At 73.2% G+C, this 21,358-nt stretch carries 13 protein-coding genes; 8 read left to right on the top strand and 5 right to left on the bottom strand.

Features of this window, described 5'->3' with window-relative positions; genetic code table 11:
- Positions 1–120: 120 nt before the first annotated feature.
- From ACIQ9P_RS08920 to ACIQ9P_RS08890, 7 genes are all read left to right on the top strand, one after another.
- Positions 121–1,134 (top strand): LacI family DNA-binding transcriptional regulator, encoded by a 1,014-nt coding sequence (locus tag ACIQ9P_RS08920; RefSeq protein ID WP_402352043.1) that lies wholly within the window; start codon positions 121–123, stop codon positions 1,132–1,134.
- Positions 1,135–1,449: 315 nt separating this feature from the next.
- Positions 1,450–5,742: a discoidin domain-containing protein gene (locus ACIQ9P_RS08915; protein WP_402352040.1), complete on the top strand. Its 4,293-nt coding sequence runs from the start codon at positions 1,450–1,452 to the stop codon at positions 5,740–5,742.
- Between the two features lie 356 nt (positions 5,743–6,098).
- Positions 6,099–7,493 (top strand): extracellular solute-binding protein, encoded by a 1,395-nt coding sequence (locus ACIQ9P_RS08910; protein WP_402352037.1) that lies wholly within the window; start codon positions 6,099–6,101, stop codon positions 7,491–7,493.
- A 160-nt stretch (positions 7,494–7,653) separates the two neighbouring features.
- The gene (locus ACIQ9P_RS08905; RefSeq protein WP_402352034.1) at positions 7,654–8,562 is read left to right on the top strand and encodes a carbohydrate ABC transporter permease; all 909 of its coding nucleotides are present in this window, start codon (positions 7,654–7,656) and stop codon (positions 8,560–8,562) included.
- An 8-nt stretch (positions 8,563–8,570) separates the two neighbouring features.
- A complete protein-coding gene (locus ACIQ9P_RS08900) occupies positions 8,571–9,440 on the top strand; it encodes a carbohydrate ABC transporter permease (RefSeq protein ID WP_402352031.1) in 870 nt (289 codons plus the stop codon).
- Between the two features lie 28 nt (positions 9,441–9,468).
- Positions 9,469–11,073, top strand: a complete 1,605-nt coding sequence (locus ACIQ9P_RS08895; RefSeq protein WP_402352028.1) for a glycoside hydrolase family 13 protein — start codon at positions 9,469–9,471, stop codon at positions 11,071–11,073.
- Between the two features lie 237 nt (positions 11,074–11,310).
- Entirely contained in the window at positions 11,311–11,913 is a 603-nt protein-coding gene (locus ACIQ9P_RS08890) for a hypothetical protein (RefSeq protein WP_402352025.1), read from the top strand.
- Positions 11,914–11,970: 57 nt separating this feature from the next.
- Here the strand turns inward: ACIQ9P_RS08890 and ACIQ9P_RS08885 are convergent, their stop codons facing one another.
- The 4 genes from ACIQ9P_RS08885 to ACIQ9P_RS08870 form a co-directional block, all read right to left on the bottom strand.
- Positions 11,971–12,705: a hypothetical protein gene (locus ACIQ9P_RS08885; protein WP_402352023.1), complete on the bottom strand. Its 735-nt coding sequence runs from the start codon at positions 12,703–12,705 to the stop codon at positions 11,971–11,973.
- Positions 12,706–12,855: 150 nt separating this feature from the next.
- A complete protein-coding gene (locus ACIQ9P_RS08880; RefSeq protein WP_402352020.1) occupies positions 12,856–13,905 on the bottom strand; it encodes an NAD(P)-dependent alcohol dehydrogenase in 1,050 nt (349 codons plus the stop codon).
- A gap of 137 nt (positions 13,906–14,042) precedes the next feature.
- The gene (locus ACIQ9P_RS08875; RefSeq protein WP_402352017.1) at positions 14,043–17,294 is read right to left on the bottom strand and encodes an alpha/beta fold hydrolase; all 3,252 of its coding nucleotides are present in this window, start codon (positions 17,292–17,294) and stop codon (positions 14,043–14,045) included.
- 136 nt (positions 17,295–17,430) lie between these two features.
- On the bottom strand, positions 17,431–18,759 hold the full coding sequence (locus ACIQ9P_RS08870; RefSeq protein WP_402352014.1) for an MFS transporter: 1,329 nt from the start codon (positions 18,757–18,759) through the stop codon (positions 17,431–17,433).
- A gap of 155 nt (positions 18,760–18,914) precedes the next feature.
- On the opposite strand from ACIQ9P_RS08870, the gene ACIQ9P_RS08865 reads away from it, so the two are divergent.
- Entirely contained in the window at positions 18,915–19,952 is a 1,038-nt protein-coding gene (locus tag ACIQ9P_RS08865; protein ID WP_402352011.1) for a LacI family DNA-binding transcriptional regulator, read from the top strand.
- A 145-nt stretch (positions 19,953–20,097) separates the two neighbouring features.
- Here the strand turns inward: ACIQ9P_RS08865 and ACIQ9P_RS08860 are convergent, their stop codons facing one another.
- A complete protein-coding gene (locus ACIQ9P_RS08860; protein WP_402352008.1) occupies positions 20,098–21,033 on the bottom strand; it encodes a hypothetical protein in 936 nt (311 codons plus the stop codon).
- Positions 21,034–21,358: the final 325 nt, after the last annotated feature.

Here is a 21,358-nt window from a genome sequence, read left to right as displayed (position 1 = left end):
ACCCGTCGGCCGCCCCGTCCCGTCGGCCGTCCCGTCCCGCCCCGTTCCGTCGCCGGCCCGACGTAAATGGTCTTGCAAAACCGTGCAAGCCGTTTGCGTTCCTGCTCTAGACTCCCCGTCATGACGCGAAGACTTGCCGAGGTGGCCAAGAAGGTCGGTGTGAGCGAGGCGACGGTCAGCCGCGTGCTCAACGACAAGCCCGGCGTCTCCGAGGCGACCAGGGCGGCGGTGCTGACCGCGCTGGACGTACTCGGCTACGAGCGGCCCACCCAGCTCCGCGGGGAGCGGGCCAGGCTGGTGGGCCTGGTGCTGCCCGAGCTGCAGAACCCGATCTTCCCGGCCTTCGCCGAGGCCGTCGGCGGCGCCCTGTCCGGCCACGGCTTCACCCCGGTGCTCTGCACCCAGACCGCGGGCGGGGTGTCCGAGGCGGACTACGTCGACCTGCTGCTCGCCCAGCAGGTGTCCGGCGTGGTTTTCTTCGGCGGCCTCTACGCGCAGGGCGACGCCCCGCACGACCACTACGCCCGGCTGGCCGAACGCAGCCTGCCGACGGTGCTGCTGAACGCGGCCATCGACGACCTCGGCTTCCCCCGGGTCTCCTGCGACGACGCGGTCGCCGTCGAACAGGCCCTCGGCCATCTGCGGCAGTTGGGCCACCGGCGGGTGGGCCTCGTGCTCGGCCCGGCCGACCACGTGCCGTCCCGGCGCAAGCTGGCCGCGGCCGGGGCCGCCGCCGAGCGGCTCGGCCTGGAGCTGCCGGACGACTGCGTCGAGCGGGCGTTGTTCTCCCTGGAGGGCGGGCAGGCCGCTACCACCCGGCTGCTGCGGCGCGGCGTCACCGGTGTGGTGTGCGCGAGCGACCCGCTCGCCCTCGGCGCGATCCGGGCGGTCCGGCGCGCGGGGCTCACGGTGCCGCACGACGTCTCGGTGATCGGCTACGACGACTCCTCCTTCATGACCTGCACCGATCCGCCGCTGACCACTGTCCGGCAGCCGATCGACGCGATGGGCCGGGCCGTGGTGGAGCTGCTGGTCAAGGAGATCGGCGGCGTCCGGGTCACCCACGACGAGCTGCTCTTCGAGCCGGAGCTGGTGGTACGGGGGTCGACCGCGCCGGCGCGCGGGCGCGACTGACACGAGGGCCCGGCCGGGAGCCGGGCGTCGAGCGGGACAGCGGCGGGCACCTTCGGGTGCCCGCCGCATTTTCGTGTACCCACCGTGACCCGGTCCGTTGACATGCCCTTGGCCTCGCTGTAACTGTTGGATGCCACACCGCAAAACTGCGACAGAACCTTGTCGTTTTTCTGATCGCGCCCGTCGAGCTCTTCGACGCGGCCAGCTCCGTACAGCCCCCGGGCCGCCGCCGAGGACGCCGTCGGCCCGCCCTGCCGGCCGGCCCACGCCCGGCCGGTCCACCGGTACCGGTATCGATCAGAGACAGAGGGACTCATGCACCTGACCCGTATCCTCCGACGGCTGACGGCAGCGTCGGTCGCGGTGGGGATGCTCCTGCTCGGGGGGCCGGTCGCACCGGTCGCCCACGCGGCGGGCGGCCCCGACCTCGCGGCCGGCCGCACGGTCACCGCCAGCAGTACCAACGGCCAGTACGTCGCCCGGAACGTCAACGACGGTGACCGGTCCAGCTATTGGGAGAGCGCCGGCAACGCGCTGCCGCAGTGGATCCAGGTCGACCTGGGCGGCGCGCTCAGTGTCGACCAGGTCGTGCTCAGGCTCCCGGCCGGCTGGGAGAGCCGCAACGAGACGCTGACCCTGCTCGGCTCCACCGACGGCACCGGGTTCGCCACCGTGGTCGGCCCCGCCGCGCGGACCTTCGACCAGGCCGGCGGCAACGCCGTCCGCCTCGACTTCGGGGCCACCACCGCCCGCTACCTGCGGGTGCAGGTGACGGCCAACGACGTCTGGCCGGCCGCCCAGATCTCCGAGTTCGAGGTCTACGGCACCGCCACCGCCTCCACCGACCTGCTCCGGGGCCGCCCGCTGACCGCCAGCAGCGCCACCGCGGCCTACCTGGCGGCCAACGCGGGCGACGGCGACCGGTCGAGCTACTGGGAGAGCGCCAACAACGCCTTCCCGCAGTGGATCCAGGGCGACCTGGGAGCGGCCGTCCCGGTGAGCCGGCTGGTGCTGGGCCTGCCCGCCGGCTGGGAGCGCCGCACCCAGACGCTGAAGGTCCAGGGCTCCACCGACGGCAGTGCCTTCACCGACCTGATGCCTTCGGCGTCCTACACCTTCGACCCCCAGGGCGGGAACACCGCCACCGTCGACCTGCCGACCGTGACCACCCGGTTCCTGCGCCTGCTGGTCACCGCCAACTCGGCCTGGCCGGCGGCGCAGTTGGCCTCCTTCGAGGTCTACGGCCCGAAGGCCGGCGACACCCGGGCGCCGAGCGCGCCGACCGGGCTGGCGTACAGCCAGGCGGCGCCGGGGCAGATCCGGCTGAGCTGGCAGGCGTCCACCGACGACGTCGGCGTGACCGCCTACGAGGTCTACGCGGACGGGCAGTTGCTGACTTCCGTGGACGGTTCGGTGCTGTCGTACACCGACAGCCGCCCCGACAGCGCCACGGTCTCCTACTACGTCCGGGCCAAGGACGCCGCGGGAAACCAGTCGCCGAACAGCAACACCGTCACCCGCGCCGGCCAGGGCGGTGACACCCGGGCGCCGAGCGCGCCGACCGGGCTGGCGTACACCCGGCCGGGTTCGGGGCAGATCCGGCTGAGCTGGCAGGCGTCCACCGACGACGTCGGCGTGACCGCCTACGAGGTCTACGCGGACGGGCAGTTGCTGACTTCCGTGGACGGTTCGGTGCTGTCGTACACCGACAGCCGCCCGGACAGCGTCACCGTCTCCTACTACGTGAAGGCCAAGGACGCGGCCGGCAACCGCTCCGCGAGCAGCAACACCGTCACCCGGGCCGGCAGCGCCGGTGGCACCGACCTGGCGGCGGGCCGCCCGATCACCGCCTCCTCCACCGTCCACACCTTCGTCGCCTCCAACGCCAACGACAACGACGTCCACACCTACTGGGAGGGCGCGGGCGGAAGCTACCCGAGCGTGCTCACGGTGGCGCTGGGCGCGAACGCCGACACCGAGGCGGTCGTGCTGAAGCTCGACCCGGCGGCGGCCTGGTCCACCCGGACCCAGACCGTCGAGGTGCTGGGCCGGGAGCAGAGCGCTACGGCGTTCACCTCCCTGGCGGCGCCGAAGTCCTACACCTTCGACCAGCCGAGCGGGAACACCGTCACCGTCCCCGTGAGCGCCCGGGTGGCCGACGTCCAGCTGCGGATCACCGCCAACTCCGGTGCCCCGGCCGGACAGGTCGCCGAGTTCCAGGTGATCGGACGGCCCGCGCCCAACCCGGACCTGGTGGTCACCGGTCTCACCGCGGCCCCGGCCGAACCCTTGGAGAGCGACCCGGTCACGCTGTCCGCGACCGTGCGCAACACCGGGCCGCTCCCCGCCGGGCCGAGCGCCGTCACCCTCTACCTGGGCACCGCCAAGGTCGGTACCGCCCAGGTCGGCGCGCTGGCCGCCGGTGCCTCCGCCACCGTCTCGGCGCAGGCCGGGCCCCAGGCCGCCGGGAGCTACCCGCTCACCGCGAAGGCCGACGAGGCCAACGCCGTTATCGAGCAGGACGAGTCCAACAACAGCTGGACGGCTCCCGCTCCGCTCACCGTCCGGCCCGTCCCGGGTTCGGACCTGGTGGCCGCCCCGGTCGCCTGGTCGCCGGCCAACCCGGCCGCGGGCAACCCGGTGGACTTCACCGTGGCGCTCCGCAACCAGGGCAGCAGCGCCTCGGCCGGCGGAGCCCACGGCCTCACCCTGACCGTCGTCGACGCCGCCACCGGCGCCGTGGTGAGGACCCTGACCGGCGCGTACACCGGGGTGATCGCCCCGGGCGCCACCACCGCCCCGGTGCGGCTGGGCAGTTGGACGGCGGGCAACGGCCGTTGGACCGTGCGGACGGTGATCGCGCCGGACGCCAACGAGCCGGCCGTCAAGCAGGGCAACAACGCCAGCACCCAGCAGCTCTACGTCGGCCGCGGCGCCAACCTGCCGTTCGACACCTACGAGGCCGAGGACGGCGTGCTGGCCGGCGGCGCGGCGGTGGTCGGGCCCAACCGCACCATCGGCGACCTCGCCGGCGAGGCGTCCGGGCGCCTCGCCGTGACGCTGGACCGCACCGGGTCCTCGGTGGAGTTCACCGCCAAGGCGCCGACCAACACCCTGGTCACCCGCTTCTCCATCCCCGACTCGCCCTCCGGCGGCGGCACCGACGCGACCCTGGACGTGTACGTCGACGGCACCTTCCTCAAGGCCGTCGACCTCACCTCCCGGTACGCCTGGCTGTACGGGAGCGAGGCTTCGCCCGGCAACTCGCCCGCCGCGGGCAGCCCCCGGCACATCTACGACGAGGCGAACGTGCTGCTCGGGACGACCGTCCCGGCCGGGGCGAAGATCCGGCTGCAGAAGGACGCCGCCAACACCAGCGCCTACGCGATCGACTTCGTCGGCCTGGAGCAGGCGGTGCAGCAGCCGAACCCGGACCCGGCGAAGTACGCGGTGCCGGCCGGCTTCGGCCACCAGGACGTCCAGGACGCGCTGGACCGGGTGCGGATGGACACCACCGGGACCCTGGTCGGCGTCTACCTGCCCGCGGGCGACTACCGGACCGCCGCCAAGTTCCAGGTGTACGGCAAGCCGGTCAAGGTGATCGGCGCCGGTCCGTGGTTCACCCGCTTCCGCGCCCCGGCCGACCAGGCCAACACCGACATCGGCTTCCGCGCCGAGGCCAGTGCCAACGGCTCGACCTTCGCCGGCTTCGCCTACTTCGGCAACTACACCTCGCGGATCGACGGGCCGGGCAAGGTCTTCGACTTCTCCAACGTCTCCGGGATCACCATCGACAACATCTGGACCGAGCACATGGTCTGCATGTACTGGGGCGCCAACACGGACTCGATGCGGATCACCAACTCCAGGATCCGCGACACCTTCGCCGACGGCGTCAACATGACCAACGGCTCGACCGACAACCTGGTCTCCAACAACGAGGCCAGGGCCACCGGCGACGACTCCTTCGCGCTGTTCTCGGCGATCGACGCCGGCGGCGCGGACGAGAAGAACAACGTCTACGAGAACCTCACCAGCATCCTCACCTGGCGCGCGGCCGGCATCGCGGTGTACGGCGGCTACGCCAACACCTTCCGCAACATCCACATCGCCGACACCCTCTGCTACGCCGGGGTGACCATCTCCTCGCTGGACTTCGGGTACCCGATGAACGGCTTCGGCACCGATCCGACCAACCTCCAGAACATCTCCGTCGTCCGCGCCGGCGGCCACTTCTGGGGTGGGCAGACCTTCCCCGGGATCTGGGTCTTCTCGGCCTCCAAGAAGCTGCAGGGCATCCGGGTCAGCGATGTGGACATTGTCGATCCCACCTACAGCGGCATCATGTTCCAGACCAACTACAGCGGGGGACAGCCGCAGAACCCGGTCACCGACACGGTGTTCACCGACATCGCGATCAGCGGGGCCCGGCGCAGCGGTGACGCCTTCGACGCGAAGTCCGGATTCGGCGTCTGGGCCAATGAGCTGCCCGAACCCGGACAGGGCCCGGCAGTCGGCGAGGTGACGTTCAACCACCTCACGATGAACGGCAACGCGGTCGACCTCCGCAACACGACCTCCACCTTCCGGATCATCGTCAACCCGTAGGACCCGTCAACCCGGAGGACCTGTCGGACCCGTAGGGCCCGCAGGACCCGCGGTCCTCTCGCGGTCCTCGGAGGGTCCCGTCGTCCACGGTCCGGTGAGGGCGGGCGCACCGGCGCGCCCGCCCTCACCGGGCTGCCCGCGTGCGGCTCCCGCTGGTCCTCCGCCCAAGTCCCGGCCTCCGCAAGTGCTCTGTCAAAAGTTTGCGAGTTTGCGTCGCAATATTGCGAACCCGGCTTGCGGGCTGCTTAAGTGAGGCCACCGCCCGGCGATGCCCCTTCCGCCGAGGCACCCCCACCCGGAACCGCGGGGCCCGGCGCGTCCTGCTCCGCCCCGCCGCTCGAAAGGGCCCAGCACCCATGACCGGAAACCCGCGCGTCCGCAGATCCCTCGCCGTGCTCGCCGCCGCCGGCCTCGCCCTCGGCGCCGCGGCCTGCGGCAGCGCTTCCGACGGCGGTTCCGCCCCCGGAACCCCCGCCGCCGACGCCGCCGCGCCCCTGGACCCGGCCGCCCGGGTCACCATCTCGATCGACTGCCAACCCCCGGTCAACAAGCCCGCCGAGCGCAAGCAGTGGGCCGAGGACGTCGAGGCGTTCCGACAGCTCCACCCCAACGTCACCGTCGTCCCGAAGGACGGCTTCCCCTGCGAGGAGCCCGCCGCCTTCACCGCCCAGCTCAAGGGCCGGACCCAGACCGACCTCTTCTACAGCTACCTCACCGACCTCGACCAGGCCGTCGACGCCGACGCCGTCGAGGACATCTCCGCCTACGTGAACGAGACCTCCGTCCCCGCGCTCAAGGACATCGATCCCTCCGTCCTCGCCACCCTCGAAGCGGACGGGAAGCTCTACGGCCTGCCCTTCTCCAACTACCGGATGGGCCTGATCTACAACCGCAAGCTCTTCCAGCAGGCCGGACTCGACCCCGACAAGCCGCCGACGACCTGGGACGGCATCCGCGAGGCCGCCCGGAGGATCGCCGCCCTCGGCAACGGCGTCAACGGCTACGGCGACTACAGCGCCACCAACCAGGGCGGCTGGCACTACACCGCCGAGCTGTACGGCCTCGGCGGCAGCATGACCACCCCGGACGGCAGGAAGGCCGCCTTCCGTACCCCCGAGGGGCGCCAGGTCCTGCAGAACCTGCACGACCTGCGCTGGACCGACAACGCCATGGGCGCCACCCAGGGCCTCAAGTGGCCGGACCTGATGACCCAGATGTCCACCGACAAGCTGGGCATGTACGTCGGCGCTCCGGACGACATCACCTACATGGTCCAGACCCTCAAGGGGAACTACGCCGACTACGGCATGGGCCCGATGCCCGGTGGCAGGGCGGCGCTGCTCGGCGGCAACGACTACCTGTTCAAGAAGGGGCTCACCCCCGACCAGATCAAGGCCGGGATCGCCTGGATCGACTTCAAGTTCCTGACCGTCGGCAAGGGCCAGTTCGACTACGCCCGCACCAAGAACGACGGCCTGCCGGTCGGACTGCCCCAGCCCTCCTTCTTCACCGGCGCCAGCCTGGCCGCCGACAACGCGGCCAAGGCGGCCTCGGCGACCGTCCCGGTGGCCAACTACGCGCCCTACCTGGCCACCCCGGTGCCCGGCCGGACCGAGCCCGCCAACGCCCAGCAGATCTACAAGATCCTCGACACCGCCGTCTCGGCCGTGCTCACGGACCGGGACGCCGACCTCGACAAGCTGCTGGCGACGGCCGCGAGCCAGGTCGACCAGGTACTGGCCAACCTCTGACGGCCGTCCGCACCGAGGCTCTCCGACCGACCCGAAGCACCGGGAACGCCGGGAACGCCGGGAACGCCCGAGCCGCCCGACCGACCCGAAGTACCCGAAGCACCGGGAACGCCCGAGGCGCCCGGCCGACTCCCGAAGCCCGCCGTCAGGAGCCCACCCCTTGGCAGCCACCGCCCACCACCCCCGCCCCGGCCGGCTGCGGCAGCGCGTCCGGCACCACCTCACCGCCCACGGGTTCCTGCTCGGCGCCCTGCTCTGCTTCGCGTACTTCTCCTGGTACCCGATGCTCCGCGAAGTGGTGATGAGCTTCCAGCGGACCCGGCGCGGCCGCACCACCTGGGTCGGCCTGCAGAACCTCGACCGCGTCGTCCACGACCCGGCGTTCTGGCAGGCATGGCGCAACACCCTGCTGTTCACCGTGCTCGCCCTGCTGCTCGGCTTCGCGCTGCCGTTCGTGGTCGCCCTGCTGCTCAACGAACTGCGCGGCGCCCGGACGTACCTGCGGGTCCTGGTCTACCTGCCGGTGATGATGCCGCCGGTCGCCTCCGTGCTGCTCTTCAAGTACTTCTACGACCCCGGCCACGGCCTGTTCAACCGGATCCTCGAACTCCTCCACCTGCCCACCTCGGCCTGGCTGAACTCCGCCGACACCGCCATGGTCTCGGTGGTGCTCGCCGCCACCTGGATGAACATGGGCAGCGCCACCCTGGTCTACCTGGCCGCCCTGCAGAACATCCCCGGCGAGCTCTACGAGGCCGCCGAACTCGACGGCGCCGGCCTGTTCCGCCGGATCCGGCACGTCACGATCCCGCAGACCCGGCTGATCCTCTCCCTGCTCCTGCTGCTCCAGATCGTCGCCACCATGCAGGTCTTCGTGGAGCCCTACCTGCTCACCGGCGGCAACGGCCCCGAGGGCTCCACCACCACCGTGGTCCACCTCATCTACCAGTACGCCTTCAACTTCAACAACTACGGCGGCGCCTCGGCGCTCGGCCTGGTCATGCTGGTCGTCCTGGCCGGCTTCTCCGCCCTCTACGCACGGCTCGCCCGTCGCACCGACCAGGACTGAGGCCACCCATGCGCACCCTGATCTCCGACGTCCAGCTCAACCGGCCGCGCGGCCGGCTGGTCCACCGGATCGTCCTCGTCGTGACCGTGGCAGGCTTCACCCTGGTCTTCCTCGGCCCGCTCTACTGGCTGGTCACCGGCGGCCTCAAATCGGCCCACGAGGTCGTCCAGAGCCCGCCCACCCTCGTTCCGCGCGAACTGCACCCCGGCACCTACGCCGAGGCGTGGCGCCAACTGCGGCTCGGGCGGCTGCTCTCGAACACCTTGGTCTACGCCCTCGGGGCGCTCGCCTTCCAACTGGTCTTCGACGTCGCCGCCGCGTACGCGCTCTCCAAGCTCCGCCCCCTCCTCGGCCGGCTCGTCCTCGGCATGATGCTGGCCACCCTGATGGTCCCGGCCGCGGTGCTGGTCGTCCCGCAGTACCTGACCGTGCTCGACCTGCCGCTGCTCCACGTCGACCTGGTCGGCACCCCGTGGGCGATCTGGCTGCCGACGGTCGCCAACGCCTTCGGCATCTTCCTGCTCAAGCGGTTCTTCGACTCGATCCCCGACGAGCTGCTCGCCGCCGCCGCGATCGACGGCGCCGGGCCGGTGCGGACCCTGTGGTCGGTCGTGCTGCCGATGTCCCGGCCGATCCTCGGCGTGGTCTCGATCTTCGCCGTGGTCAACGTCTGGAAGGACTTCCTCTGGCCGCTGCTGGTCCTGCCCGACCCGCGCGACCAGCCGCTCAACACCGGCATCAACTCCCTCTCCCTGGGCGTCCCGCAGAACGTCCTGATCGCCGCCCTGGCCATCGCCTCGGCGCCCACGATCGTGTTCTTCCTGATCTTCCAGCGGAACATCATGGCCGGCCTCACCACCGGCAGCCTCAAGGGCTGACCCACCCCCGACCCCGAAGGAGGGCCCCGTGGCCCAGCAGCCCGAGTCCCCGCCGTGGTGGCGCGACGCCGCCGTCTACCAGGTCTACCCGCGCAGCTTCGCCGACGGCGACGGCGACGGCGTCGGCGACCTCGCCGGCATCCGCGCCCGGCTGCCGCACCTCGCCCGGCTCGGCGTGGACGCCGTCTGGTTCAACCCCTGGTACCCGTCCCCGCAGAAGGACGGCGGGTACGACATCACCGACTACCGCGCCGTCGACCCCGTGCTCGGCACCCTCGACGAGGCCGAGAAGCTCATCGCCGAAGCCGCCGGCCTCGGCCTGCACACCGTCGTCGACATCGTCCCCAACCACGTCTCCGACCGGCACCCGTGGTTCCGCGCCGCCCTCGCCGCCCCGCCCGGCAGCCCCGAACGCGAGCGCTTCCACTTCCGCGACGGCCGGGGCGAGAACGGCCGGCTCCCGCCCAACAACTGGCGGTCGGAGTTCGGCGGCCGCCCCTGGACCAGGACCGCCGACGGCCAGTGGTACCTGCACCTGTTCGCCGCCGAGCAGCCCGACCTCAACTGGGACCACCCCGAGGTGCGGGCCGAGCACGAGGCCGTCCTGCGGTTCTGGTTCGACCGCGGCGCCGCCGGGGTGCGGATCGACTCCGCCGGACTGCTGGTCAAGGACCCGGGCCTGCCCGACCTCACCCCCGGGGGCCCGCACCCCTACGTCGACCGGGACGACCTGCACCGGGTCTACCGCTCCTGGCGCGCCGTCGCCGACTCCTACCACCCGCCGCGGGCCCTGATCGGCGAGGTGTGGGTCCCCGACGCCGAGCGCTTCGCCCGCTACCTCCGCCCCGACGAACTCCACACCGCCTTCAACTTCGACTTCCTCGCCCGCCCCTGGGACGCGGCCGAGCTGCGCGCCTCGATCGACAGCACGCTCGCCGCGCACGAACCGGTCGCGGCCCCCGCCACCTGGGTGCTCGCCAATCACGACGTCACCCGGACGGCCACCCGCTACGGGCGCGCCGACACCCGCTTCGACTTCGCCGCGAAGGCGTTCGGCATCCCCACCGACCTCGCCCTCGGCCGCCGCCGGGCCCGCGCCGCAGCGCTGCTCACCCTCGCCCTGCCCGGCTCGGTCTACCTCTACCAGGGTGAGGAACTCGGCCTGCCGGAGGTCGAGGACCTGCCCCCGGACCGGCTCCGCGACCCGATGCACCACCGCTCCGGCGGCACCGACCCCGGCCGCGACGGCTGCCGGGTTCCGCTGCCCTGGTCCGGGGACCGCCCCCCGTACGGCTTCTCCACCGCGCCCGGCGCCGCCGAACCCTGGCTGCCGCAGCCCGCCGACTGGGCGTCGCTCACCGTCGAGGCCCAGACCGGCGACCCGGGCTCGACGCTGGAGCTCTACCGCACCGCCCTGCGGCTGCGCCGGACCGCGATCACCGGCGGCCTCCGGTGGCGGCCGGCCCCCGAGGGCGTGCTCGCCTTCGACCGCGGCACCGGCTTCACCTGCCTGGTCAACCTCTCCCCGCGCCCGGTCCCGATCGACGACCCCGGTGAAATCCTGCTCTCCAGCGGTGCCCTGACGGCGCAGGTGCTGCCTCCGGACACCGCGCTGTGGCTGGGGCGGGCCTGAGGCCGCGTCCGGGAGCCCGCACACGGGCATGGTGACGGCCCGTGGCGGGTGTCCCGTCGGGCTCCGGGGCGGCGGCCCGCCACCGGAGGATCGGATTCCGGTCAAGCTTGCCGGTTCACGTCTCCTGCACGGGACACGCACATGATCTCTGCGTAGGGTGATCGCGTTCGACCCCCCGGGCCCGCCCCGCGCGGGCCGCACCACCTCCATCCTCACCAGCATTGGAGCGAAACACCCATGGCCGTTCGCCAGTTGTGGAAGCGCCTGATATCCGCCGCGGCCCGCAGGGGGCTCGCCGCCACCGTCGGCGCGTTCGCGCTGATCGCCGCCCTCGTGGTGGGCGGCACCGCGGCGGGAACCTCCACCGCCTCGGCCGCGACCTCGGGCTGGGGCGGACCGGGGACCTGGGCCTGCGGCGGCGCGCCGATCCAGTCCGGCTGGGTCCTCACCCTCTACGACCGCAACGGGTGCAGTGGCCGGGGCTCCTGGTACCAGGAGCCGGTCAAGGACGGCATCTGGACCTGCTCCGGCTCGCCCGTCGTCCCCGGGTACGTCATCACCGACCACACCACCACCGGGTGTTCGGGCATCGGCTCGTGGCGCCACAACCTGCCGAAGGACGGCATCTGGACCTGCAGCGGCTCGCCGGTGGTGAACGGGTACGTCCTCACCGACCGCCTCGTCAACGGCTGCGGCGGCGCCGGATCCTGGCGCCACAACCTCGCCCGCGTCGGCCTCTGGACCTGCCCCTACTCGCCGATCCCGGCCGGGTTCCGCGCCGCGACCTACAACGCCGGCGGGTGCAGCGGCCTGGGCGCCTGGGTGCTCGTCAAGGCTTGACCGGACCACCCGTCCGGACACCCCCGGCCGGGCCGGGGGTGTCCGGACGGCCGGCGCCTACCCGAGGACCCGCGCCAGGTCCTCCGCCTCGCGCAACTGCGCGACGCCCAGGCGCCGCAGGCCCACCAGCAGGCGGGCGGTGTCGGTCACCTCGGCCGGCGGCACGGGCGGCCGACCGGACAGCGGCACGCCCAGCAGCGCCGCGAGCTCCGGTGCCGGCCACGCCAGCACCGTCGCGAAGTCGACCAGCAGGTCGGGCGTCACCGGCTGCTCGCCGGTGGCGATCCGCCCGTAGGCGTCGGACATCCAGGAACGGCCGGTCAGCAGGCGGAAGACCTTCGCCGTGCCCGTCCAGCCGAGGTTGCGCACCGCGACCAGTCGCATCAGCAGGTTGCCCGGCTGCGCCGACCGCGGCAGCCGGGCCGGCAGCCCCTCGATCCGACCGCCCTGCGGCGACGGTGATGACGGCGGCAACGCGGCCACGAAGTCCAGGAGTTCGCCCCGCCGTTCGGCGGGCAGCGCCCGGCAGAGCCGCAGCACGCCGACGACCGAGGTGGTGACCATGCCCCCGACCGGCGCGAGGTCCGGCGGCAGCGGGACGTCCGCGATCTCGAACAGGTCCGCGGGATCCAGGCCGAGCGCCGGTGCGAGGTTCCGCAGCAGCGGTCCGTCCGGCGTCGCACCGGCCAGGACGGCGGCCGACGCCGGTCCGGCGGCACGCGCGGCGGATTCCGGTCCGCGGTGGTCCAGGAGCCGTTGCAGCAGGACGGTGAAGGAGGGGAGCTCGGACATGCCGCCAGCATAGGGCGGCCCGACCCACCCCGATGACCTGCGCCGGACGGGTCGGCCGTCACCGACCGTGACCGACCGGGGCGGACGTGCGGCCTGCTCGAAGCCGCCCGCCCGTCGCCCGCCGCCGACGGCTCCGCCGCCCCTGCTGCTTCAGAGCGTCGCGGCGTCGATGACGAAGCGGTAGCGGACGTCACCGGCGAGCAGCCGGTCGTATGCCTCGTTCACCTGCTCCGCGCGGATCGTCTCGATCTCGGCCGCCACCCCGTGCTCGGCGCAGAAGTCCAGCATCTCCTGGGTCTCCGCCATGCCGCCGATGCCCGAACTGCTCATGCTGCGGCGGCGCCCGCTGAGCGACTGGAGGTGCACCCGCACCGGCTCCTCGGGCAGACCGAGGTTGACCATCGCGCCGTCGGTGCGCAGCAGCCCGAAGTACGCGGCGTGGTCGATCGGGGCGGAGACGGTGTTGAGCACCAGGTCGAGGCTGCGCGCGAGCCGCTCGAAGGTCGCCGGGTCCGAGGTGGCCCGGTAGTCGTCGGCACCCAGGCGCAGGCCGTCCTCCCGCTTGCGCAGCGACTGGGAGAGCACGGTCACCTCGGCGCCGAGCGCGTGGGCGAGCTGCACGGCCATGTGCCCGAGCCCGCCGAGCCCGACCACGGCGACCCTGCGGCCCGGGCCGGTCCTCCAGTGGCGCAGCGGCGAGTAGGTGGTGATGCCGGCGCACAGCAGCGGCGCGGCCACGTCCAGCGCCAGGGCGTCCGGCACCCGCACCACGAAGTGCTCGTCGACGACGATCTCCTGCGAGTAGCCGCCGTAGGTGGGCTGCCCGTCCCTGCCGACGGCGTTGTACGTCCAGACCGGCACTTCGGCGCAGTACTGCTCCAGACCGGCCCGGCAGTCGTCGCAGACCCGGCAGGAGTCGACCATGCAGCCGACACCGACCCGGTCGCCGACCCGGTGGCGGGTGACCCCGGGGCCGACCTCGCGGACGACGCCGGTGATCTCGTGCCCGGGCACCATCGGGAAGATCTCCCCGCCCCAGCCGGCCCGGACCTGGTGCAGGTCGGAGTGGCAGATGCCGGCGTAGGCGACGGTGATCCGCACGTCGCGCTCGCGGACGGCGCGGCGCTCGACGGTCGTGCGCTCCAGCGGGGCCTTGGCGGCGGGGGCGGCGTAGGCGGTCACGGTGGTCGTGGTGCTCATGGCGTTCGTTCCCCTCGGTCGGCCGTCGGCCCTCCCATCCTCGCGGAGCGCACCGGAGCGAACCAGTCGGGTCACCCACCCGGCCCGCGTGCGCCCCGACCCGCGCGCCGGGGCGCACGCGGGCCGGGCCGCACCGGTCACGCCGGGGGGACCACCAGGGCCACGGTCAGGGGACGGTCCCCGGCGTTCGGTCCGGCCTCGACGGTGTGGACGCCCGGGTTGGTGCGCCAGGCACGGGCCGCGGTGTCCCAGCTCTGGACGGCCCGGAGGGGTACCGTGATCCGGGCGGTCGCGACGGCGCCGGGGGCGGCCTCGACCACCGCGAAGCCTGCCAGCGCGCGGTCCGGGCGGCTGCGGTCGGAGCCGTCCGTGGCCAGGTAGACCTGGACCACCTCCCGGCCGGTCCGCACTCCGGTGTTGCGCACCCGGACGGCGACCTCGGCCAGCACCTCCGGGGCCCCGGTCCCCGCGCCGGGGTCCGCGCCTTCCACCAGCCGGGCCTCCAGGCCCTCGTAGGACCAGTCGGTGTAGCCCCGGCCGGCGCCGAACCAGTAGGCGGGGGCGGCGCCGGCCCGGCGCTGCCAGGCCCGGTAACCGATGAACAGCCCCTCGGCGTACTCCAGCCGGCCGTCGGTGGGCACCACCTCCCAGACCGGACTGTCGGCCTCCTCGGCCGGCCAGGTGGTGGGCAGTCGGCCGCCCGGCTCGACCGCGCCGAGCAGCACGTCGGCCAGGGCCTCGCCGGCCTGCTGTCCGGGGAACCAGCAGAGCAGCACGGCGGCCACGGACTCGCGCCACGGCATCACCACCGGGGCGCCGGCGTTGACCACCACCACCGTGCGCGGGTTGGCCGCCGCGACCCGGGCGACCAGTTCGTCCTGGCGGCCCGGGAGCCGCAGGTCGGCCCGGTCCACGCCCTCGCTCTCCACCTCCTCGGTGGTGCCGACCACGACGATCGCGACCTCGGCCGCGCGGGCCGCCGCCACGGCGCGTTCGACCAGCTCGTCCGGGGAGGCGGTCGGCTCGGCGTGACCGAGGGCGAAGGACACCAGTCCGAAGCCGGCGAACTCGCCGGTCTCCGGCATGGTGCAGGTCAGCGCGACCGCCGCCCGCCCGCCCGCGGGGAGTTCCACCTCGAAGCGTCGCTCCGGAGGGTTGAGGAAGGCCGCGGCAGGGTCCTCGCCCTCGGGCAGCAGCACCCCGTCGAACAGGACCTCGCCGTCCGCCTCCAGGGTGAACCTGCCGACGCCGCGCACGGCCAGCAGGTGCCGTCCGCCGGTTCCGGCCGACAGGCCGCCGGTCAGCCGGACGGCGGCGAGATCGGCGAAGGAGACGCCGCCCGGGAGCGAGCCCAGCCAGCGGACGCTGCCGTCGGGGAGGGCGGCGGTCCCGAGCGGGGCCCCGTCGGCGCCGAGCAGTTCGGCGGTGCACGGGAAGGCCGCGGTGGGGACGAAGGTCCGCGGGTCGGCGCCGGTCTCGTGCACCAGCGCGGTGTCCGCTCCCAGTGCGGCGCGCAGGCCGTCCAGCGGGCCGACGACCCGGGTCGGGAGGACCTGCGCGCTGCCGCCGCCGCCGATCCGGGCCTCGGTCGCGGCCGCGCCGATCAGCGCCACCGAGCCGGGCGCCGGGTCCAGCGGCAGCACCCGGCCCTCGTTGCGCAGCAGGACGAAGGAGCGGGCCGCCAGCTCGCGCACCAGCGCCTCGCCGTCCACCGGAGCGGGCAGTTCTCCGGCCGGGACGGCGGCCGGCGTGCCGGCCAGCAGTCCGACCCGGGCGGCCAGCCGCAGCACGTCGCGGGCCAGCCCGTCCACGGCCGACTCGGGCACCAGGCCCTCCCGGACGGCCGTGACCAGGTGCTCGCCGTAGACGGTGGCCGGTCCCGGCATGGCGATGTCGAGCCCGCCGAGCGCCGAGCGGACGGTGTCGCGGGCGCCGGTCCAGTCGGAGACCAGTGCGCCGTCGAAGCCCCACTCCTCGCGCAGGAGGGTGAGGTTGAGCTCGGTGTGCTCGCTCATGCTCGTGCCGTTGACGGCGTTGTAGGCGGTCATCAGGCCCCAGGGGTGGGCCTTTCTGACGATGGTCTCGAACGGTGCCAGGTACAGCTCGCGCAGGGTGCGCTCGTCGGCCCGGACGTCGACGGTGTAGCGGTCGGTCTCCGAGTCGTTGGCGACGAAGTGCTTGGGTGTCGTCGCGACGCCGCCGTCCTGGACACCTGACACCAGGGCCGCGCCGATCTCGCCGGTGAGCAGCGGGTCCTCCGAGTAGCACTCGAAGTGGCGGCCGCCGCGCGGCCCGCGGTGCAGGTTGACGGTGGGCGCGAGCACAACGTGGGCGCCCTTGCGCCGCGCCTCCTGGGCCAGCAGCCGGCCGGCCCGCCGGGCCAGGCCGACGTCCCAGGTGGCGGCGAGCGCGGTCGGCGACGGAAGGGCGATGGACGGGTCGTCCGCCGTCCAGTGTTCGCCGCGGACGCCGGCCGGGCCGTCGGACATCACCAGGCGGCCGAGGCCGATCTCCTCGTTGGCCGGCAGCGACCACATGTCGGCGCCGGCGAGCAGGGCGACCTTGGCGGGCAGGTCCAGCCGGGCGAGCGCGGTCTCGACGGCGGCCTCGCGGCGGGCGTCGGCGGGAGCGCGGTCGGTGTCGCCGGTCATGTCCTTCTTCTCCTCGGGGTCGTCGACGGCTCGGATCCACCCGTCCAGCGCGGCCAGGAAGCCCTCGTGGTCGTCCCGGTGGACGGTGTGCCCGGCCTCCGGCACGGTGCGGACCTCGAAGCCGCGCGCCCGCAGCAGTCCGGCGTCGGCCGGACCCACCAGCATGCTTCCGTCGGCCAGTACCACCAGCGAGGGCACGGCGGGCGCGTCCGGCAGGCCGGACCGCTGGTCGGCCAGGGCGAGGGCGGAGTCCTGGTCCCAGAGGGCGAGGGTGGCGAGCTCGACCTCGACGTCGGCCCGCTCCCAGCGCGGGTTGAGGGCGGTGATCTGCTCGGCGGTGGCGTGCCGGAACTCCGCGAACACCGCCGGGTCCAGGCCCTCGGCGAGGGCGAACTGCCAGGCGGGGTCGACGTACACGGCACGGGCCGGCCGCAGCCGTTCCACCGCGCGCAGCAGTGAGATGCCGCCGAGCGAGTGGCCGACGGCCAGTTCGATCCCGGTGGGGAGGGTGTCCACGAGGTCCTGCGCGTAGGCGTCGAGGTCGTAGCGCTCCCGGGGGGTCGCGCCGGTGCCGCGAGGGCTGAGCCCGTGGCCGCGCTGGTCCACGGCGATCACGCGGTAGCCGCGTTCGGCCAGCGCCGGTCCGACCCGGCGCCAGGTGCGGTGGTCGGACATGATGCCGTGCACCAGCACGGCCAGGCGGTCTCCGGTTCCCCATTCCTGGGTGTGCAACTTCACGGATCCACTGCCTTTCTGACGGTCTGTCATGTTCTGTCGAGAGTGTTGTGGGGGCTTGACGGTGTTCTCGGGGGTCGGGGGTGGGTCGGGGATCGCGGATGGCGCCGGGTCCCGGGCGGAGGGTCCCGGCGGGGGCTCAGCGGACGCCGCGGATCGGGCGGACCGCCAGCGCGCCGGCGACCGCGAGCACGGCGCCGAGCGAGAACAGGGGGGTGTAGCCGCCGAGGCCGACCACGGCGGAGGCGACGAAGGGCGCGACGATCTGCGGTCCGGCGTTGGCGATGTTGAGCACGCCCAGGTCGCGGGCGGCGTCCTCGGCGCTGGGCAGGACCATGGTGACCAGTGCGGTGTCGACGGCCATGAAGCAGCCGAAGGCGAGCCCGTTGACCGCCGAGAACACGATCATGCCGGGCCAGGTCGGGCTGAGCACCGGGATCAGCAGCGCGGCGGCGGAGAGCGCGGCGGACACGGCGACGAAGGGCTTGCGCCGGTCCAGGCGGTCGGAGAGCACGCCGCCGGCGACCGTGGACACGGCCATCGCGACGGCCGACACGGGGGTGAGGATCGCGATCGCGTCCTCGGGCCGCAGGCCGGAGGGCAGGTCGATGTGGTCCTGGAGGATGTAGAGCTGGTAGCCGACCACGGCGAAGTAGCCGAGGACCAGCAGGGCCCGGCCGATGAACGCCCAGCGGAAGTCGCGCTCGCGGAGCACGCCCAGGAAGGCGGCGGCCTGGTCGCGCAGTGGCACGGCCGTCCGGGCGGGCATCCGCCGCTCGCGGGCGAGGCCGCTGAACAGCGCGGCGGCCAGTGCCACCAGCAGTCCGAGGACCAGATAGCCGGTGCGGAGGTGGTCGGAGAAAGCGGAGGCGAGCAGGACGCCGAGGGTGGAGCCGAGCGGCAGGCCGAGGCCGACGGCCGCCGAGGCGGTTCCCCGGCGTGCGGCGGGGACGCGGTCGGGCACCACCGAGGTGATCGCGGCCTGGTAGAAGTTCATCGCCGCCTGGCCGAGGCACCAGGCGACGCAGACCAGTAGGACCGAGTTCACGCTGCCGAGCAGGGCCATCGTGGCGACCGCTGCGAGCCCACCGCCCAGGATCCACGGGTTGCGGCGGCCGGAGCGGTCGGACAGCGCGCCGGCGAAGGGGTTGAACACGGTGGCGAGGATCGCGGCCACGCCGCTGACCAGGCCGAGGTTGGCCACCTTGGCGGCGGGGTCGAGGTGCTCGATCTGCAGGGGCAGCAGCACGCTGCCGACGCCGATGTAGAGCGCGTACATCGCGGTGTTGCCGGTGAGGAGCAGGGGGAGCAGGCCGCGGGTGGGGGCCGCGGGGCTGTCGGTGGTGATCGCGGGGTGGTCGGCGGTGGTGGTGGTGTCAGTGGCGTCGCCGGTGGTGATCGCGGGGTGGTCGGCGGTGGTGGCTCTTCGGGTGTCCTGCGGTACGTCGCGGTCGGGGGAAAGGGCCACGGTGCCCTCCAGAAGACGTGCCCGGCTGGGGTGGGGGTGCCGAGCGGTGGACCGAAATGAGAGGTTACACGTGTAACGCTTACTCGTGTAACCAGATGTTTAGCAGGGCGTTCCCGCCCTGGGCCAGGCCCGGCCGTGAAAAGATTCGAACCGTTATGAACAGCGACCCCACCGATCCCGCCGCCCCGCCGCCGCCCGCCGCCCCTCCCACCAGCGCGGACGTCGCGCGGCTGGCCGGCGTCTCCCGGGCCACGGTCTCCTTCGTCCTCAACAACACGCCCGGCGGCCGGGTCGGCGAGCAGACCAGGGCCAGGGTGCTGGCCGCCGCCGACCGCCTCGGCTACGTGCCGCACGCCGGTGCCCGGTCCCTGCGGGCCGGCCGCACCGGCCTGATCCTGATGGCCGGTTCCACGGTGCCGATCGGCCCGTTGTTCAGCGGCTTCTACCGGGAGTTCCAGGACGCGCTGCTGCCGCGCGGCTACACCGGTGTGCTGCTCGGCACCACGCTGGGCAGCGGCGACGACGCGGCCCGCGCCTGGGCCGAGCTTCGGCCCACCGCGGTGGTCTGTCTCACGCCCGGGCTCACCGCCGACGGTGTGCGGATCCTGCTGCGCTCCGGCACCCGGGCGGTGTTCACCCTCGGTCCCGAGCCGGTGCCCGGCGCGCACGCGCTGATCATGGACCAGGTCGAGGTGGGCCTCTGTGCCGCCGCCCACCTGCTGGAGCGCGGCCGCCGCCGGATCGGCGTCGTCGTCCCCGCCGATCCCGCGCTGTCACCGTTCAGCGCCGCGCGCCTGGCCGGCGTCCGCGCCGCCGTCGAGGCGGCGGACGTCGGGGCCCGGGTCGAGCCGCTGCCGCTGGAGTACACCGAGGAGTCGGCCGCCGGCCTGGTCGCGCGCTGCCGCGAACTCGCCCTGGACGGCCTGTTCGGCTACAACGACGAGTACGCGATGCTCGCCCTGCGCGCACTCCAGGATGCCAGGCTCGACGTCCCCGGCGAGCTCGCCCTGGTCGGCGCGGACGACCTGCTGCTGGGCCGACTGCTGCGCCCGAGGCTGACCTCGGTGCGGATGCGGCTGCCGGGCGGCGGCCACCTCGCCGACCTGGTCGACCGTGCGCTGACCGATCCCGGGGCGGCCCTGGGCAGCCATGACCTGATGACCGTGGAGCTGGTGGCCCGCGACTCCTCCTGAGCGCGGCCGTCGGGCGGCCGTACGACGGCCCGACGGGCGGGCCGTGCCGGGCCGCCGGGGCCGGACGCCGGTGGTGGCCACGCCCCCGGTCGGGGCGTGCCCACCACGGGCCAGGCTGCCGACGGCTGCCGGTGGCGGCGGCCGGTCACACCCTCCGGATGGAGTAGGCGATGCCGGTGCCGGCGCAGGAGCCGCTGTTGAACGAGCCGCTGATCACCCAGCCCGCCGGGATGGGCGACTGGGAGCACACGGTGATCGAGGTCTGGGTGGTGATCTTCACCAGGGTGTAGGCGATCCCGGTGCCGGTGCAGCTGCTGTTGTTGTAGGCGCCGGTGATGACCCAGCCGCCGGGGAGGGGCGACTGCGAGCAGACGGTCAGGGAGGTCTGGTTGGCGGAGTCCACCAGGGTGTAGCCGACGCCGGTGCCGACGCAGCTGCCGTTGTTGTACGCGCCGGTGATGACCCAGCCCGGGGGGATGGGCGACTGCGAGCAGACCGTGATCGAGCTCTGGGTGGTGATCTTGACCAGGGTGTAGCTGACGCCCGTGCCGACGCAGCCGCTGTTGTTGTACGCGCCGGTGATGACCCAGCCCGCCGGAATCGGTGACTGGGAGCAGGCGGTGACGGAGCTCAGGTTGGCGACACTGTTGAGGGTGTAGCCGACGCCGGTGCCACCGCAGCCGCTGTTGTTGTAGGCGTTGACGATCACCCAGCCCGGGGGGATCGGGGACTGGGAGCAGACGGTGATCGAGCTCTGGGTGGTGATCTTGACCAGGGTGTAGCTGACGCCGGTGCCGATGCAGCCGCCGTTGTTGTAGGCACCGGTGATGACCCAGCCGCCGGGGATCGGCGACTGCGAGCACACGGCGGAGAGGCTGGTCAGGTTGCTGGTGTCGGTGATGGTGTAGGCGACGCCGGTGCCGGTACAGCTGCTGCTGTTGTACGCGCCGGTGATGACCCAGCCGGCCGGGACGGGGGAGTTGGAGCAGATGGTCGCGCTGCCGGTCAGCCGCTGCGGGGTGGCGTGGGCCTGGGCGGACGCGGCCGTCACCATTCCCAGCATCAGCAGGACGACTGTCATCAGGTGGGAGAAATGATTCCGTAGGGTCTTCACAGTGGGCCTCGGATTCCTCTGGGTGCTCACTACGGGCATGGCAGGGCCGAGACGGGCCAGTGGTCTATACCGGTGGCCGTCTCGGCTGAGATGCTGTCAGAGTCGTTCCGGCGGCACCAGAGTGCCCCCTGGCGGCCTCCTCCCTTCGCGGGAGCCGGTGCACGGGCGCTGCAAGGGGCGGTGTGCGGGCGCTCCGCGGGGCCCGCCCACGAGGGCCCGATCCGCATCCGGACGAGTGATCATCAGATCAACCGTCGGAGTGGGTGTTTGATGATCAGCTCATGCTGTGACT

The sequence above is a fragment of the Kitasatospora sp. NPDC094019 genome (assembly GCF_044764505.1).
Lineage (GTDB): Bacteria > Actinomycetota > Actinomycetes > Streptomycetales > Streptomycetaceae > Kitasatospora.
The sequence above is the reverse complement of the archived record's forward strand: the minus strand, read 5'-3'. Positions and strand labels throughout refer to the sequence as shown.